Annotated in this window: 18 protein-coding genes; 10 read left to right on the forward strand and 8 right to left on the reverse strand. The window is 47.7% G+C overall.

Annotation, left to right across the window (positions count from 1 at the left end; translation table 11 throughout):
* A partial coding sequence (locus EYC62_00310) for a hypothetical protein (GenBank protein TAH37983.1) occupies positions 1–246 on the reverse strand: 246 nt, incomplete at its 3' end.
* A 99-nt stretch (positions 247–345) separates the two neighbouring features.
* On the opposite strand from EYC62_00310, the gene mnmE reads away from it, so the two are divergent.
* The 3 genes from mnmE (at position 346) to EYC62_00325 (ending at position 4,416) form a co-directional block, all read left to right on the forward strand.
* Positions 346–1,716, forward strand: coding sequence for a tRNA uridine-5-carboxymethylaminomethyl(34) synthesis GTPase MnmE (gene mnmE / locus EYC62_00315; GenBank protein ID TAH37984.1), 1,371 nt, complete (start codon positions 346–348; stop codon positions 1,714–1,716).
* 186 nt (positions 1,717–1,902) lie between these two features.
* Entirely contained in the window at positions 1,903–2,838 is a 936-nt protein-coding gene (locus tag EYC62_00320) for a hypothetical protein (protein TAH37985.1), read from the forward strand.
* 12 nt (positions 2,839–2,850) lie between these two features.
* On the forward strand, positions 2,851–4,416 hold the full coding sequence (locus EYC62_00325) for a hypothetical protein (protein TAH37986.1): 1,566 nt from the start codon (positions 2,851–2,853) through the stop codon (positions 4,414–4,416).
* Positions 4,417–4,457: 41 nt separating this feature from the next.
* Here EYC62_00325 and EYC62_00330 read toward each other — a convergent pair whose 3' ends face one another.
* Positions 4,458–4,664: a hypothetical protein gene (locus EYC62_00330; protein ID TAH37987.1), complete on the reverse strand. Its 207-nt coding sequence runs from the start codon at positions 4,662–4,664 to the stop codon at positions 4,458–4,460.
* Between the two features lie 55 nt (positions 4,665–4,719).
* The gene (locus EYC62_00335) at positions 4,720–5,739 is read right to left on the reverse strand and encodes a hypothetical protein (GenBank protein ID TAH37988.1); all 1,020 of its coding nucleotides are present in this window, start codon (positions 5,737–5,739) and stop codon (positions 4,720–4,722) included.
* Positions 5,740–6,040: 301 nt separating this feature from the next.
* Here EYC62_00335 and mnmG point away from each other — a divergent pair, with 301 nt between their 5' ends.
* The 7 genes from mnmG to EYC62_00370 all read left to right on the forward strand — a co-directional run bounded on the left by mnmG (position 6,041) and on the right by EYC62_00370 (position 12,913).
* On the forward strand, positions 6,041–7,942 hold the full coding sequence (gene mnmG / locus EYC62_00340; protein TAH37989.1) for a tRNA uridine-5-carboxymethylaminomethyl(34) synthesis enzyme MnmG: 1,902 nt from the start codon (positions 6,041–6,043) through the stop codon (positions 7,940–7,942).
* 56 nt (positions 7,943–7,998) lie between these two features.
* A complete protein-coding gene (rsmG, locus tag EYC62_00345) occupies positions 7,999–8,589 on the forward strand; it encodes a 16S rRNA (guanine(527)-N(7))-methyltransferase RsmG (GenBank protein ID TAH38000.1) in 591 nt (196 codons plus the stop codon).
* Between the two features lie 2 nt (positions 8,590–8,591).
* Complete coding sequence (locus tag EYC62_00350; protein ID TAH37990.1) at positions 8,592–9,533, forward strand: amino acid ABC transporter substrate-binding protein; 942 nt, start codon at positions 8,592–8,594, stop codon at positions 9,531–9,533.
* Positions 9,534–9,545: 12 nt separating this feature from the next.
* On the forward strand, positions 9,546–10,520 hold the full coding sequence (locus EYC62_00355; protein TAH37991.1) for a transporter substrate-binding domain-containing protein: 975 nt from the start codon (positions 9,546–9,548) through the stop codon (positions 10,518–10,520).
* Positions 10,521–10,683: 163 nt separating this feature from the next.
* On the forward strand, positions 10,684–10,953 hold the full coding sequence (locus EYC62_00360) for a DUF559 domain-containing protein (protein ID TAH37992.1): 270 nt from the start codon (positions 10,684–10,686) through the stop codon (positions 10,951–10,953).
* 66 nt (positions 10,954–11,019) lie between these two features.
* Positions 11,020–11,883: a ParA family protein gene (locus EYC62_00365; protein ID TAH37993.1), complete on the forward strand. Its 864-nt coding sequence runs from the start codon at positions 11,020–11,022 to the stop codon at positions 11,881–11,883.
* An 82-nt stretch (positions 11,884–11,965) separates the two neighbouring features.
* A complete protein-coding gene (locus EYC62_00370) occupies positions 11,966–12,913 on the forward strand; it encodes a ParB/RepB/Spo0J family partition protein (GenBank protein ID TAH37994.1) in 948 nt (315 codons plus the stop codon).
* Here the strand turns inward: EYC62_00370 and EYC62_00375 are convergent, their stop codons facing one another.
* From EYC62_00375 to EYC62_00395, 5 genes are all read right to left on the reverse strand, one after another.
* Entirely contained in the window at positions 12,914–13,171 is a 258-nt protein-coding gene (locus tag EYC62_00375; protein TAH37995.1) for a hypothetical protein, read from the reverse strand.
* Between the two features lie 8 nt (positions 13,172–13,179).
* On the reverse strand, positions 13,180–14,238 hold the full coding sequence (locus EYC62_00380; GenBank protein TAH37996.1) for a hypothetical protein: 1,059 nt from the start codon (positions 14,236–14,238) through the stop codon (positions 13,180–13,182).
* Between the two features lie 82 nt (positions 14,239–14,320).
* The gene (locus EYC62_00385) at positions 14,321–15,361 is read right to left on the reverse strand and encodes a DNA polymerase III subunit delta (protein TAH37997.1); all 1,041 of its coding nucleotides are present in this window, start codon (positions 15,359–15,361) and stop codon (positions 14,321–14,323) included.
* Positions 15,361–15,873: a hypothetical protein gene (locus tag EYC62_00390; protein ID TAH37998.1), complete on the reverse strand. Its 513-nt coding sequence runs from the start codon at positions 15,871–15,873 to the stop codon at positions 15,361–15,363. The genes EYC62_00385 and EYC62_00390 overlap by 1 nt, the downstream gene beginning before the upstream one ends.
* A partial coding sequence (locus EYC62_00395; protein TAH37999.1) for a leucine--tRNA ligase occupies positions 15,857–17,625 on the reverse strand: 1,769 nt, incomplete at its 5' end. The genes EYC62_00390 and EYC62_00395, both read right to left, overlap by 17 nt.

Consider the following 17,625-nt stretch of genomic DNA (forward strand, 5'->3'; position numbering starts at 1 on the left):
GTAGATGAATTTATACCGCGCATCGCCGATTTGTTGATATATGGAAATGGATTTTTGGGTTCTCTCCAGCAAAGGCTGGTTTGTGAGGGGGTCATCAATTTTGCTTTCACCGGCGGTTTCAGCCGGCAAACTTTTCGAATCGGCTTGATGGGCAGACCGGATATTCAACGCCGACAGCGTTGCGAATACGCCGACAAATCCTATTCCCATCCAGCGCCATGCGGTTACATTCAGTTTTAATTTCATTGGTATATTCCTGTGCCGTGGGCGGTATGGGGTTTTGTTTGCATCTTGTACGTTCCTATGGCTTAATGCCGGCGCGATCCTAACCCCCGGTTATTGCGGATGCAAGACGATATATATATAAAGGATACAATTTTTGCGTTATCCACCCCGCCTGGCCGATCCGGCGTGGCGGTGATTCGCATCTCTGGCCCCGGCGCTTACTTATCTTTGGAACGGGTGGCGCGTAAAATCCCCGCCCCACGCATGGCGAGTTTGGTAGAACTGTACGACCAAGATAGTCATACCGTTATAGATCAAGCACTTGCATTATATTTTCCGGCCCCCAATTCTTTCACCGGCGAAGACGTGGTTGAATTTCATACCCATGGCGGCCGCGCGGTGGTGCATGCTGCTCTGGCCGCCCTTGCCCGCTTGCCGGATTTTCGTCCCGCGACGGCGGGGGAGTTTAGCCGCAGGGCATTCGACAATGATAAATTGGATTTAACCGAAATCGAAGGGTTGGCCGATTTAATCGATGCCGATACCGAAGCGCAGCGGCGACAGGCCTTGCGCCAAATGTCGGGGGCGCTGGGCGATTTATATCGCAATTGGCGCGAGAGGTTGATTTATAACCTTGCCCATCTGGAAGCGTATCTTGATTTTCCAGACGAGGAGATCCCGCCGAATATTTTCACCGAATTGCAGCAAAATGTTTTGCAAGTAAAACAGGAAATGAAAGATCATCTGGAGGACGGATCGCGCGGCGAGCGGTTGCGGGAAGGTATGACCGTTGCCATACTTGGTCCGCCCAATGCAGGTAAATCCAGTCTTTTGAATATGTTAGCAAGGCGCGATGCGGCGATTGTCAGCCATACGGCCGGTACTACCCGCGATACGATCGACGTGCATTTGGATATTCGCGGCTACCCGGTGACATTGGTCGACACCGCCGGCATTCGTGCCACCGATAACGATATTGAACAGGAAGGCATTCGCCGCAGTCTGGCCGCGGCCGAACGTTCCGATTTTAAAATTATTGTTCTGGACGCAGGCGAAGTATTGAAAAATAACGATTCTTTTTTGTCGAGCCTGAATCCGGGCGATCATTATATGGTAATTGTCAATAAAACCGATTTGCTGGAAAGCCCGTTTGATGCAGCGGCGTATCGAAAAATCTATCCCGTTGCTGCGGATATTATCGGCGTTTCGATCAAAGACGGGTATAACCTCGATCCTATATCGGCACTACTGGCCAGGCAGGCGGAACAATATATGGGTCTGGGTGATGCGCCGCAAATTACGCGAATACGCCACAGACAAGCGGTTCAGGATGCTTTGGATGCTGTAACTCGTTTTGTAGTTGCAGATACGCCGGAATTGCAGGCCGAAGATTTGCGCACGGCGACCCATGCGATCGCCCGGATCACCGGCGCGGTGGATGTCGAGGATATTTTGGACATCGTATTCCGCGATTTTTGCATTGGAAAGTAACCGGCAAAATAAGGCGGTTGATCCTGTTTATCTTCTGAAACCTTGATGAGGGGGTAAACGTTCAGCGCCATGGACCGCTCGAACCCATCTTAATTATTGAAATTCAAGCATATTTACTGTTTGCAAAAAGAATATAATTGGCCTATTTTGTAGCCACTAGAAATATATAAGTAAAACAAGGGTACTATGGATCAGAGTTTGCAGTTTAAATATCGAAATGGCTCTAAGGAAGAGAGCTCCAGAATAATAGCTATTTTTAAAACTACCGGCGGCGGGACCATCGCGCATCTTGCCATTCGTGTGATTACCATAGATGGTAAAAAAAATCGAGTGGTTCAAGAATTTGTAATTGATACAGTTTTAGATTCTCAGTTTCATATGATTTTGCAAGGATTGACCACAGATCAAGCCGATGCGCTGGATGAAAATTTATTGCGCGCTGATCCTTCTGCGAATATTGGCCGCAAAGTTATGCCCAAATTGGTAGGGGGAACAGTTGAAAGAAAACGCACTATAGAAATTGGTGGGCTGGCTTTTGGCGTTGTTTTTAACGCATTGGCATCCGCAGTTCCGTCATTAGCGCCGTTAGTCGCGGACATTGCCAAGATAAAGAATCCTATTTGGCGCGAGGCGCATGAGCAAAGCAATCCATTTTTTGGCAGCGCCGCCCATCGGGCGCAAGAGGTTGGCGGCAAAGCAGGTACCGCGTTTGAATGCGAAAAACTTACGCTTTGGATTGCAAATGAAGGCACCAACCCAGAATTTGGTATTTGGTTTAAAGACGGTAAAGATACGCGCCCCAATAGGCAAACCGCGCATCAAAAGGCATTAGGCTTTGCTCGTGATTTTCCGGCCAATCAGGGTGGCGGGACAATGTATGTCGGACCAAATGGTACAATCTTCACACATTTTTCTCCGTCTTTAAGACATCCGGGCGCGCTACAAGGTCAAACTTATTTAGAGCTTGTTATTGGAGAATTGTACAAACATGAGCTTTTATCGGCGGAAGAAGCTGAAAGATTAGCATCGCATCAATCGATTATGGGTCAAAGAGGCAGACGGATTGACATGAGTAATTTTGTGGGACTGATGCAGGCAAATAGATTGCGCGCTTCGCTATAAGAAATTCGCAATATGGCAGAAGCGCAAAAAACAACCCGTCCTTATTTAAGCTGGGAATTTATTCGATCCCTGGCGACGGAATTGGAATGGGATGATTTTGATATATCTATTCTCTATCAAATGCTCCGCACCTTGTCTTACAACAAGGCAACAGCCGCATTGAAGTCTGCCAGCACTACCGTTACAAGCCGTGCCCATGTAATTGGCGCGCAATTGGGATTTAATCCCAGTTTAAACGGCGAAACTAGAAAACGTCAATTTGGACAAGCTTTGCAAGAACGATATCGCCAAGGATATACGGTGCCATGGACTTTTGATGCAGAAACATTTGCCCCAATTGTTCATGCGATAGGACTAACCCCATTTCAATGCCGCATTTTATGGATACTATGTCATTCGGGAGCATCGTCCTATCCTGCAATCGCAAAACATCTGGATGTAAGCAGTAAAACGCTAACCAATAATCTTTATCCGCTGCTTTTAACATTGGGCTTACCGCCCATGTCACGCGAAGACCCATCTACTATTGGAGAATTGCAAGCCACTGTTCGCGCCAGACTTGTAGAATTAAGCGAGGATTACAGCGCCGGAAAAAATATTAGGCCAGAACCCAAAATGCCGAGAGAGGCAAGCAAGATTTGGGAAGAGCTTGCCGCGCCTTTTGCAGATGCGGTAATGGCTTTAGGCCGCTCTCATCATATCGACGAGGCCACGATTAAGGCTTGGTTCGCTTGGATCAATGGCGTTAGCGTCAATCATTTTATAAGTTTATGGCCTGATCGGGATATTGCCCTAATTAATTCTGAATTTTCTAGAGCAGGGAAAAAATTATGTCCAGAAACGGCTGGGGCTCAGGGTAAAACTTTAAATATTTTCCGGACACGCATTCAAAGAGATTTGGATAACGGATATTTTGATCCCGCGGTTAATTCTTACGCTGTATTATTTTTTGCTCGCCTTGGACTGAAATGGCAAGATTTGCAAATATGTTGGAAAACCTGGAATGGAAAGACCGCGGCGGAAATTACGGAAGAAACAGGGATTAGCATTTATAGAGTTAGAGATGTTAAAATTAATATTGCCAAGAAAATGGAAGTTGCTGGAGTTAAAAATTTGAATCTGGCAGCAGTTCGGCACAAGGTTGCCGCCGGTTATGTGGAATGGAGGCAAAGTGGGGATGTGGTTGGCATTGTTGAATATACTTTGGCATTGGCCCAATTGCATGATTGTACATCTGGCGGTATCGCGGCGCTGGCGTTAGCGCGTCCGGATTTGGCACCATCTGGTTCTAGTTTGCGGGGTTTGTCTGAGCCAGCAATGCGCTTTTGCGCTCGGGTATTGCCTCAATATCCAATCGAAGATTTACTGGCATTAAATGAATTAAAAAGAGGAACTAAGGCGTTGGAATTGTATCAGTATATTGTGAGACAATATGAACAGTTTGATCCAAGACAGCGCAGTTTAAATAGTTTCGCACGCAATCTGTCAATCGATTCTGCTCGGGCAACGGCAAATATATCAGCGCCAGTCAGGAAACATCCTGGGAATACTGTTTCTAAAATTAAACAACGCCAATAATTATTTTAAATCGCGCGCCGTGATACCTGGGCAATAGAAATTTATTCTGTTCTTCCAGAGACGCGGATTCTCGCGGTGGCGGCAGCGCGCTGGGCGGAAACTTGTCGATCCGCTTCGCGGCGCACGGCTTGAAATTCCGATTTTCTCTGTGTCGATAGTCCGATACCGGCAGGCATTGGGGTGACTTTGGGCGGAGGATTTAAAGGCCCTCTTCTCCAGGGGTGATTTTTACTTGGGATATTTGCCATGAATCATTCCTATCATTATTTCAGAATTAAACACAAGCGCGTTGTTTGCTGGCGTTTAACACTTTACGCCTTTTATCAGCTTTTTTAGTTCGGCAATCTGATCCGGCGTCAGTCTGGCGGATGGCGGGGTACAGTTTCCGCTGTTTTTTGGTTTAGGCGCCGCGGCTGCTGCCGGCGTTCTGGGTTCTGTTCTGTGCCGGCTTTGTTTTGGCGTGGTCCCTTGCGCCGCCTTTGCCGATATCACTTTGTGCAGTTCTCGACCGGGCGGGATTTTATTAGCCGCCGCCAGAAAAATCTGCCCGTAACCGGGATTGGTTTTCAAACATTCCGTCAGCATCGCATCGATGGCGTCAACCGCGCGCCCTTCTTGCGGCGATCCCGCAGGCACCAAAAGGGCAATATGCCACAATTTTATCAATGTCGGCGCCTGGTTATGGTCCGTTCCGTTGCATTCATAAAAATCGATCATCGGATCGGCCAGATCGGGGTAATGTTGAATCCAACCGCCAATACAAGAAAATGCTTCTTCGACCAATAAAGGGGCGGTATCGCGCATGCGGCCCATGGGGGATTCGGTTTGTTTTACAAGACAGTCATAAGCGCGTTTCAAAATTTCTCCGTCATTCGGATTAAAACGCATTATATGCATCAATGGATTCACCGCGCTTTGGGGATCTTGCCGGCCATGAATATCGCATTGTTCGATTAAAAGTTTGCAAATGGTTTTTTCAAGGCCGCTCATGGGCGGAATTGGATTATTAAGCAGTGGGCTGATTTCTCCGCGCTGTACGCTGCATTCTATCGCGGCAAAATCCAAATATTGGATCGCAGCCAACCGGTCGCGCTCCGCCCATAATGCGATCAAGTCTTCGATGGACTTACATCCGGCGCGATAGGGGGTGGAATCCGGCGCTTGTTTTTGCGCGGCGATGCGCAATTGTTCCAGAATTTTGCCGCGCGCATGATTGTCGCCGCTCAGAAAAATTTCTTCCGGCGATCCGGCCGGGCCATTTTGGTTGGCGGCGCCGACTTGTTCCGCTAAAATGTCATTTGTCGCTAAACTTGTTGTCGTCATTACGCTCTCTCCTGCGGGATTTTTTATTTTTGTGTTGGGTAAATCGGGAATCCGCCAGCCGCTTCCCAATAATTTCACACCCTTGTATTTATTAGGATATTTCTATCATAAAGATATGAAATATCCAACAGAGACAATATGTAATATTATTATGAAAATAAGTATATATAATATAATTATATTATAAATTGTTCCACGTGGAACAATTTGGAATAATATTGCTATTATTATAAATCAATAGCTTAAACATAAATTTGGAAAAACTATTGACTTTAAAATTGCTCTAACTATAAGAAATATCATGCAAAATTCTGGATATCCCCAAAAATTCGATGTGATCGTCGTGGGCGGCGGTCATGCTGGCGCTGAGGCTGCAACTGCTTCGGCGCGTTTAGGGGCAAAGACCGCATTGGTTACCCATAAAATTGAAACTTTGGGGGAAATGTCCTGCAATCCGGCTTTTGGTGGATTGGGCAAGGGGCATTTGGTTCGCGAAATCGATGCGCTGGATGGCGTGATGGGATTGTGCGCGGATGCTGCTGGAATTCAGTTTCGGATGCTGAACAAATCCAAAGGTCCTGCGGTTTGGGGTCCGCGCGCGCAGGCCGACCGCAAACTTTATCGTCAGGCGATGCAGAACATTTTACTGAATTATCCAAACCTGGCCGTTATTCCGGCACAAGTCGAAGATATTATTTTGGATTCTAGCGGTAGAATTGCTGGCATTGAAATTGATTCTGGCGCAGTGCTTTCTTGTGGCGCTTTGGTTATTACGACCGGTACATTTTTACGCGGCTTGATTCATCAGGGCGAAAATAAAACTCCGGCCGGCCGGGTCGGCGAAAAACCCGCGGTTAGATTGGGCGAAACCTTGCAAAGGCTTGGTTTTATGATGGGGCGCCTGAAAACTGGGACACCCGCGCGGTTGGATGCAAAATCAATCGACTGGTCGGTAACCGAGCAGCAGCCTGGCGATAATCCGCCAACGCCATTTTCATTTTTAAATACTGAAATCACCACGCCGCAAATTCCTTGCCACATCACCCATACCACGGCTGAAACACATCAAGTGATTCGCGATAATTTGCATCGCTCGCCGATGTATTCAGGACAGATTGAATCGACCGGTCCCCGTTACTGTCCGTCGATTGAAGATAAAATTGTTCGCTTTGCCGATAAATCGCATCATCAGATTTTTCTGGAACCGGAAGGGTTGGATGACGATACGATTTATCCGAATGGCATTTCAACTTCGCTGCCGGTTGATGTACAGGATAAATTTTTATGTAGTATCAATGGTTTAAAAGATGTTGTGGTCAAGCGTTATGGTTATGCGATCGAATATGATTATGTCGATCCACGTGAATTATATCCAACTCTGCAGACCAAAAAAATACCAGGACTATTTCTAGCTGGCCAAATCAACGGTACCACCGGTTATGAAGAAGCAGGGGCGCAAGGGATTTTGGCTGGTCTGAATGCGGCGCTGTTAGCAGCAGGCTCAGAAGAATTTATTCTATCTCGTACAGGATCTTATATCGGCGTGATGATCGATGATTTAACCACGCGCGGCGTGACCGAACCGTACCGCATGTTTACCAGCCGGGCGGAGTATCGCCTGTCTTTGCGGGCGGATAATGCCGATCAAAGACTGACGCCGTTGGGTATTAAAATCGGCTGTGTAAGCAGTATTCGTTCCGATATTTTTGATAATAAAATCAATGATTTAAACAATTCAAAAGCCCGGATGCAAAATCTGCAAATTACGCCTAATCAACTGGAATCTTTTGGGGTGCAGATCAATCGTGACGGAATCCGCCGCAGCGCTTTTGATTTACTGCGATATAAAGAAATTGGCTTCGAAAAACTGCAAGAAATTTGGCCTGAATTAGCGCAAATTGTTCCGGCAATTCGAGAACAAATCTCCATCGAAGCTTTGTACAGCGGTTACATTGATCGGCAGGAGGCGGATATTCGGTCGACGCAACGCGACGAGAATTTAAAACTGCCAGTGGACATGGATTATGCCGCAGTAGGTGGATTATCGGCAGAATTAATTGCTAAACTTTCCAAGGCACGGCCAGTTAATATCGCCGCCGCCAGCAAAATATCTGGCATCACACCGGCATCGATTGTCAATTTGCTACGTTATGTTAAGAAACAGCAACGCCGAAAACCCAAAGTCGAAAATGAAGCCGCGTAAATTTAAAATAGAGACTAATTTTGGAAAATAATATTCCAGAAAAAATATTAGATAAGATAACAAAAATTCAAATTGTTCCACGTGGAACAATTTGTAATTTTATTACATATTATGAATTACTCAAAAAATGGAATCCGAAAATAAATCTTGTGGCTAAGTCAACGTTAGATGATTTCTGGAACCGCCATTTGCTTGATTCGTTGCAGCTGTGCAAGTATGTTGAGAATGCATCCGACAAAATACTCATAGACCTAGGTTCGGGGGCAGGGTTTCCAGGTATGGTTTTGGCAATGATGGGATTTCTGGAAGTGCATTTGATTGAATCCGATCAGCGGAAATGCGCATTTTTAAATGAAGTTGTCCGCGAAACGAAAACCAAGGCGGAAGTTCATAGTCAGCGCATAGAAAATAATTTATCTAAAGGAAATATTGTAACCGCAAGAGCTCTTTCTCCTTTAAATGAATTATTGGCAATGAGCGAAGACAAATTACTGCCTGGCGGCGAATGTTTATTTTTAAAAGGCGAACAGTGGCAACAGGAAATAGAACAGGCAAAAAAAGATTTTTCATTTGATTGCACCGCGCATGAATCGGTCACCGACAAAAATTCACGCGTTTTGCAAATTAAAAATATAAAAAAAGTATAACTATGACCCAAACCACCAAAACCATTTTACTTTCCATCCTGTGCAGCGTTGCCGTGACATTATTGTTGGCGCAGTGGCTAGGATGGGGTGGCGCGGCGCGAAATCCGGTGGCGTCGGAAAAAACAAATTCGGTTGTAGCGGAATCAAGCTCGCTAATCGGCGGCGTAACGGGATTGGAGCGCGTACAGCAAACCAAAACTTTACGTTGCGGCTATATCGTTTTGCCGCCAGAGTTCAATAAAGACCCCAACACCGGGAAATTCGCCGGATTTTCTTATGACGCCACCGAAGAGGCTGCGCGCCGCTTGGGGTGGAAAGTCGATTGGAAAGAAGAAGTCAATTTTGCCACGATGAGCGAAGGGTTCAAAACAAACCGTTATGATGCATTGTGCTTTTCGTTGTACCGGTATTCGCCGATGGCGGCCATTTTCGATTATAGCATTCCGTTGTTTTATACCGGCACTTATATATATGCGCGCGCAAACGATTCAAGATTCGATAATAATATCGCCGCGATTAACAATGAAAATATAACCATCGCTACGATTGATGGCGAAATGAGCCAATTCATTGCTCGTGATGATTTTTCAAAAGCCAAAGTTTATTCTATGCCGCAAGGCACGGATTTGACCCAAATGATGTTGGCGGTAGAAACTGGCAAGGCGGATATCACGTTTAACAATACCGCCGCAGCCCAGCCTTATATACTGGCCAATCCCGGAAAAATTCATAATGTCGCGCCAAATTCGCCGATCCGCCTATTTTCACACGGCTTCGCATTCAAGAAGGGCGATGCGGCGCTGGTTTCGACGATGAATACCGTTTTCGAAGAAATGATCAATGACGGCACGATTGATAAAATTCTGACGGCGCACGAAAAAATCCCAGGAACATTCTTGCGTCCTGCGAAACCATACCAAGCTTCAAAAATGCAAAATAACTAACGGAGAGCAGACATGCCAAAATCGAAATTCAGCTTTTATGCGCAGGTATTTTTAATCGCCTTGATTGTAACGATCGCGGCGTATTTCTTGTTTCATAAATTAAACGGTATGCAAGGCATGGCCAGCGCGCCGGGCATGAATGCACAAAATTACGCGATGCAAAATAGCGGCACCGCCATTCCCGGCACCGCGCAAAATGTTGCCTTTGACCGCGTGATGCAAACCCGCGTTTTGCGTTGCGCCTATACAAACTGGGCGCCAATGTTGTCCCGCGATCCAAATACCGGCGCGATGTCCGGTATTTGGTACGATTATATGAATGAATTGGCCCGTTCGCTGGATATGCGGGTGGAATGGACACAGGAATTGAACAATGCTTCTTATCCAGGCGATATGAATTCGGGCCAATATGACGCGGAATGCACTGGCGGCTGGCAAACCGCGCAGGCCGGCAAATCGGTCGAATATACCGTACCGATGTTTTATTTCCCGGTAGTCGCGGTGGTACGCGAAGGCGATTGCCGTTTCGATCAATCGCTGACTTATATAAATGATCCCATGGTGCGTGTGGTTGCGGTCGATGGTGGATTGTCGCAAAATATTTTGCGCCGTAATTATGCCAATGCTTACATGGTGAATTTGCCGCCATCCGCCGATGAAACCGGCCAGCAATTATCGGCGGTTGAATCTGGCCAAGCCGATGTGGCATTTTTAAATTTATCGGTGGCGCATGAGTATATGTCGAAAAACCCCGGTAAATTCAAAGTCATTTCCCACACGCCGGCACAGGTAATTCCAGCCAATATCAGCGTTGCCGGCGGCGAATTCCGTTTGACAAATATGCTAAACACGGCCAGCCAAAACCTGGCCAACAGCGGATATATGACGGCGCTGCTGGATAAATACGATCCAAACAGTCAGGCTTTTTATCGCGTGACGCGTCCTTATCAAACACCGGATACAACCAAAAAACCGTTGACCAATTAACACTAAGTACCCTCCCCTTGAGGGAGGGTCAAAATCGCGTTGCGATTTTGGGGTGGGGTAAATGATAAAATTATCTGGGAAAAAAGTCAGCGAATGGATGAGGGAGCGCGGAAGAAGTTTAAGAAATGATATGACGCCTGCAGAAGTAATTTTATGAGAAGAATTGAAAGGGAAGAAATTAGAGGGATTAAAGTTTCGTAGGCAACAACCAATTCATAAATATGTGGCCGATTTTTATTGTGCGGATAGAAAATTGGTTGTTGAATTGGATGGGGTTTCTCATAATTTCTTAAGCATTTATGAGAATGATGTTAAGAAAGAAAAAGCACTGTTTGACCTTGGATTTACGGTAGTTCGCTTTGCTGATGAGGATGTGAAGAATAATATAGAAGGTGTGTTAACAGATATTAAAAAAGCGGCGGGGATATTATAAACCCCACCCCAAAGTTGCTAACGCAACTTTGACCCTCCCTCAAGGGGAGGGTAGAAGGAGAGAAAAATGACTCGTATAATATGCATAGCAAATCAAAAAGGCGGCGTGGGTAAAACCACCACCGCCATCAATTTGGCGACTTGCATGGCGGCGGTGGGGCGGCGCGTATTGGTGATCGATTTGGATCCCCAAGGTAACGCGTCGACCGGTCTTGGCCTGAATAAAAATCAACGCGCGGTCGGATCATACGAAGTTTTGCTGGGCCGCGCCGATTTGGCCGGCGCGATTCAGGAAACCAAAATCAAAAATCTGTGCGTGGTGCCGGCAACGCCGGATTTGGCTGGTGCCGAAATTGAATTGGTCGATATTCCAGGCCGCGAATTCAAATTGCGCGACGCCTTGCAAAAAGCGCGCGGCCTTTCCTGGCGCAGCAGTGAAATCAACGCGGCGAACGATGATGCATCGGCATCTTCCTTATCCACGTTTGATTTTATCATTATCGATTGTCCGCCATCGCTGGGCTTGATTACTTTAAACGCTTTGGTGGCGGCGAATGCATTGCTGGTGCCATTGCAATGCGAATTTTTCGCGCTGGAAGGCCTATCGCAATTGATCCGCACCGTGGAACGCATTACCGCGAAATTAAACCCGAGCCTGGAAATTCAAGGCGTGGTTTTAACCATGTATGATAAACGCAATAACCTATCCGCCAATGTCGAGGCCGATGTGCGCACTTTCTTTGGCGAAAAAGTCTATCAAACCATTATCCCGCGCAATGTTCGCGTATCCGAGGCGCCAAGTCATGGCAAACCGGTATTGTTATACGATCATAAATGCCCGGGGTCTGTGGCGTATATGCATTTGGCCAGCGAAGTTTTAAAACGCGAGGCAATGTTGGCGCAACGTATTGGAATTAATAAAGCAGCTTAATAATAGGTGTCAGGTTCCAGGTGTCGGGTGTCAGGTTTTATTGCCGGACCTGATACCTGGAACCCGATACCTGAAACCTGGAATGGAGTTAGAAATGATTGCAGAAAAAAAAGGATTAGGACGGGGCTTGGCATCGTTATTGGGCGATGAAACCAACGATTACGCGCAATTGGATAAATTGCGCAGCGGCGTGAAAAACATACCGATCGGGCAAATTCACCCGGGCAAATATCAACCGCGCCGCGATTTTGACGCCGACGCGCTGCAACAATTGGCCGATTCGATTAAATCCAAAGGCATTTTGCAACCAATCGTGGTGCGCCGCGATCCGAACGATTCCAATTCTTACGAATTGATCGCGGGCGAACGCCGTTGGCGCGCCGCGCAAAAAGCGCAATTGCATGAAATTCCGGTATTGATCAAAGATTTAAGTGATCGCGACGCGATGCAAATCGCCTTGATTGAAAATTTGCAACGCCAGGATTTGAATCCGATCGAAGAAGCCGAGGCGTTTCATCGTCTGACCGAAGAATTCGATCAAACCCAGGAAGATATTGCCAAAGGCCTTGGTAAATCGCGCAGTTATGTGGCGAATATCATTCGTTTGTTGGATTTGCCAAAAGTCGTGCGCGAATATTTGCGCGCCGGATCAATCACTGTTGGCCATGCTAAATTATTGGTTGGCCGGGCGGATGCTGAAACATTGACTAAACAGATTATCGACAATGGTTGGAACGTGCGTCAATTAGAAGCATCCATGGGCAAAGGCAAAATTCCAACCGCCGGCAGTGTTATTGGCATTGAAAACCGCGCCGGATTCACACCAGCCAATGATGTGGTCAAGGCATCAGCGCGCGATATCAACCGCGACGGGCCGGATGCCAATACCAGGGATTTGGAAAAACAATTATCGCAATTGCTGGGTATGCGGGTTGAAATCCGTTTTGCCGGCAAGGCCGGCCAGTTGACGATTCATTATCAGGATCTCGATCAATTGGATGATGTGATTACGCGGCTTGGGAAGAAGTAATTATCGTTTGCTAGTTCTAGCGCGTTGTTGGTGGCAAGCATGAAGAAATGCACTATTGGTCATATGTCCATGTCCAGGAATTTTTAAAGTATCGCCTAATTCGGTTCTGGCATCTTTTATCATTGCTGCCAATTCCATCGATTCGCCCACTGTGAATTCAGGGACCCCATAACCATGGGCGTGTAGCAATACCCGCACGCCACGTGCACGCATTAATAATTCCAGATCGCATAATTGCAGGGCGATTGATTTCGACATAACGAATCCTAGGCGTGCAATCTTTGCAATCCAGCCGCAATTCCCAAGCTTTGTTGGGTTCGGCCGGTTTTGTATTTGCGCACTTCATTTTGGGCAAATGCCAAATCAGTCTGGGACAGCATCCCTGCTTCAAAAGCCATGTTAACGGCCTCTTCCATTCCTGCCCTGACGCGGACGGTGGTAATGCCAGGCACGCCGTTGAATAAACTTTTATCCCGTCCCATGCGGTTGGATGGGTCAAGATCGCGGCTGACACAAAATTCCGCCGCTATTTCCTCGGGTGGAATGTGCGGTTTAGAAATTGTATCGCCGCAAAATGCGATAGCGGTTATTACTTGTCCAGATTCGGAAAAACTGCAAAATTGCCGCGCGAAAGATGACGTGCTAATTCGTAAATTGGCGGGGCGAAAATCTGTTTTGGCTTCTTCCGTGCCGGTGTTGCGCTGATTGCTGGCGCCAATATGGTTGGCGCGCGGCTGGGATTCTTTTAACATTCTTGCGCCGTACTCTCTCAATGCGTGGGCTATGAAAGATACAGAGCTTCCGAATATACTTGCCGGTGAAAAATCACTGGCATTAGATCGTGGCGTGGTGGCGCCGATAACGCCGGCTAATCGCGTTGCGCCAAAAGTTTGGCGCTGACCCTGATGGATCGATACTCGCTCTTGAATATTTTCCAATGATATGCCACGCGGCCATGGATTATGGCTTTGGGTGGGGACAGCGAAAGATTCTGGTTGTCCGCCCAATCGATAAGCCTGTTCCAAATAATGCTCGTACACGGTATTTACCCAACCAGCCATACCATGCGGATGGGGCCGCAAGACTTCTTGCGGTACCAGTAATTTGGTGGAAACCACAACCGTTTTGTAAGATGGGTGGTTGCCTGGCGATCGAATTTCCTGCTCGACCTCCTGCAGGATTTCAATCGCGCCATTTTCAAAAAATAAAACTTTTTTTATGCCGTCGATCGGTTTCGATCCCACATGCTGTGCGGCGTAGACAATTTTCGGTGAATGCGCGACATCGCCGCGTTTGCCGACCGTTAAGTCTGGGGTAAAAATCATGCCCTTAATCCTGTAAATAATTGTTATATTTGATAAATAAAATATCCTTAAAGACGATAAAAGTCAAAGGATTTAAATAGGGCTAAGCCGTTCTTTTTCCAAGATTTTGTGCTTGCTGGCAGATGGCCAGCAGCAATTGGCCGGTGATTTCATCGACTGGAAAACCGGTGGATTTACACTGTACCTCAGCTTCGGACAGGCGCGCCAATAATTTTAATAACGTCGCTGCATTCCACAGCCGCAATTGCGCTTCGAATGATTTTAGTTTTTTGAAAAATATAGGTGGGCGAAGCATTTTGACGGTTTCTTCCATTTGCGCGCCGCCATTGATCATCGATTTGGCCCAATGCAATCGCAACGCGTGGCGCGCTGTGGCGCGTAAAATCGGAATGCCGAATAAACCTTCGGATTTCAATTTATGAATGCCATCGTCCAATTGTCTTCCCAATCCGGAAAAAGCGGCATAGACCACATCGTCCAATTCCATTTGCGATTGGTTGACCAGGCAATTTTCAATATCGTCATTGGTAATGGCGGCGTTGGGATGAATGTATAACAATAATTTTTCCAGTTCCTGTTTATTCACCATGCGATTGGCGGACATCAGCGACGTTAAATTCGGCAAGGCACCGGATTCCAGTTTAACCCCGGCCTGGGTTAGAAAACCTTGGATATATTGGGTCAATCCACGCCCTTCGTCATCATAGGCCGGTACGGCGGCGGCGCGTTCATCCGCGCCTTCGCACAAATTGCGCAAGGTGGATTTTGGATTCAGCTCCCCCGCTTCGATCAATAACGTTGAAAATGACGGGCAGGATTCGATCGCCTGCCCAACGGTGGCCGCCAATGTGTCGGTGGCTTGGCGGATATATATGATTTTGGTATCGCCGCCGAATGGCATGGTTTGAATTTCATCCAGCAATCGGGTTGGATCATCGGACAATTCCCCCGCCTGCATTTCAATCAACGCAAACGGATCCGGCTTTGCGCCCAGTTTTTGCTTGATAATATTTTGCGCGCGCATGCGGTTCATGCCTTCGTCCGGTCCATAAAACAATACCACGCGGCAACTGCGAGGCAATTGCGCGATGAATGGATCGATTTGGGCAAAGGCCAGTTTCATTAATTCGTTTTTGCTTTAAAGTAAGCGCCAAGGCGCAATTTCAAATCTTGCGCCAATTGCCGGGACGCGCGCGACCGCGCATCTTCTTCGGCCGACAAAGTCGCAAAGGTCGATGCCAGGATATTGTAACTGTTAACCGCGCGCAATGTTCCATTCAGTAATGGCGGCGCGCCTTCCGGCAATTTCAAATCCTGCAATTGATAATCGGCGGTTACGGTCAGCCGGGCGAATGTCGCGGTTGTATCGCGGCGGATGCCGAAATCGTCGATATACTCCGTCAATTTCACGGATAATCGATAACGCGGCGCCCCATCGGTTTCGGGTAAGATCGAAAGCAGGGCGTTGCGCAGTTCCTGTCCCGCGCGATTTTCTATCGGCAGGATTTCCAGTTGGCGCAATTCGGCGGTATCGCCTACCTCGCCCCGTCCTGGCGTGGCGTATAGCGGCGAAAATCCGCACGATGCCAGCGCCAGCAGAAAAATAATCGCAAGCGGCCTAAGATACCAAGACATTCACAATCCTGTTCGGGACAACGATCACTTTGTTCGCGGTTTTTCCGTCCAATGCCTTCGTCACGAACGATTCCGCCAAAACGGTGCTGCGTACCGCATCTTCTGCGGCATCGCGAGGCATTTGAATGGTGCCGCGCATTTTTCCATTGATTTGCACCGCGATGGTTACGTTTTCATCGACAGTCAATTTCGCATCCGCCTTTGGCCAAGGATGCTGGAACAGCAATTGTTCGTGGCCCAGGCTGCGCCATAATTCCTCGGTAATATGTGGAATCATCGGGTTGAACATCTGCACCAGGGATTCAATCGCTTCGCGCTTGGCCCATCCATCGCCCTCGCCGCTAATTTTAAAATCCTCAATCGCATTTGACAATTCGCGCAATCTGGCAACCGCCTTGTTGAAATGGAATTGATTCAGATCGCCCGAAACGCCCTTAATCGTTTTATGCGTTTTTGCGCGCAATTCCGCCGCATGATCGGCAAATTTTGCCGGCGCTTTTGTTCCCATCGCGGGCAAATCGGCGCGGCCTTCGCAAACCAAACGCCACAGGCGGTTGATGTACCGCCACGCGCCTTCGATGCCGGTATCGGTCCAATCCAAATCGCGTTCCGGCGGCGAATCCGATAACATAAACAACCGCGCGCAATCCGCGCCGAACGCGCCGATAATATTTTCGGGATCGACGACGTTGCGTTTCGATTTACTCATTTTCTCGGACCGGCCGACAGTGACCTTGCCGCCATCCTTGGCATTGACGATGCCCGTCCCTTCGCGCCGCGTTTCTTCGGGATAAAGCCATTTGCCATCCGCGCCTTTATAAGTTTCATGGCAAATCATGCCCTGGGTTAAAAGCGCCGCGAATGGTTCGTCGATGGTCAAATAACCGCAATCGCGCATCGCGCGGGTAAAAAACCGCGCATATAACAAGTGCAATACGGCATGCTCGACGCCGCCAATATATTGATCGACGGGAAGCCAATACTTGCCGGCATTGAAATCCACGCCTTTTGGCGACGCTGGCGAGCAATATCTTGCAAAATACCAGGAGCTTTCAAAAAACGTATCGAATGTATCGGTATCGCGCCGCGCCTTCGCGCCGCAGGAAGGGCAATCGACATTTTTCCATGTCGGATGACGATCCAGCGGATTGCCTGGAATATCGAACGTAACGTCTTCGGGCAATTTTACCGGCAAATCCTTGTCCGGCACTGGAACCACGCCGCATTTATCGCAATGAATCATCGGAATCGGGCAACCCCAATACCGTTGCCGCGAAATTCCCCAGTCGCGCAAGCGCCAGGTTATTTCGGCACGGCCGGTTTTGGTTTTTTCCAGTTCCTCGCAAATGCGTTTTTTGGCCGATTCGACATCCAGCCTGTTTAAAAATTCGGAATTGACGATCACGCCATCTTCCGCATATGGCAAATCGACCCTTGATCCATCGGCTGGTTGGACGACTTGTAAAATCGGCAATTTATATTTTGTGGCGAATTCAAAATCGCGCGCATCATGGCCGGGGCATCCGAAAATCGCGCCGGTGCCGTAATCCATCACCACGAAGTTCGCCGCATAAACCGGGAATTTTTTACCCTTCAAAATCGGATGGGTAACGAATAATCCTGTATCGAATCCGCGTTTCTCCGCCTGTTCCAAAGCGACTTCCGACGTGCCGATTTTTCCGCAATCCTTGATAAATTCGGCCAATTGCGGATTGGATTTCGCCAAATTTTCGGCGATCGGATGATTCGGCG

Source organism: Alphaproteobacteria bacterium, from assembly GCA_004295055.1.
GTDB lineage: Bacteria > Pseudomonadota > Alphaproteobacteria > SHNJ01 > SHNJ01 > SHNJ01.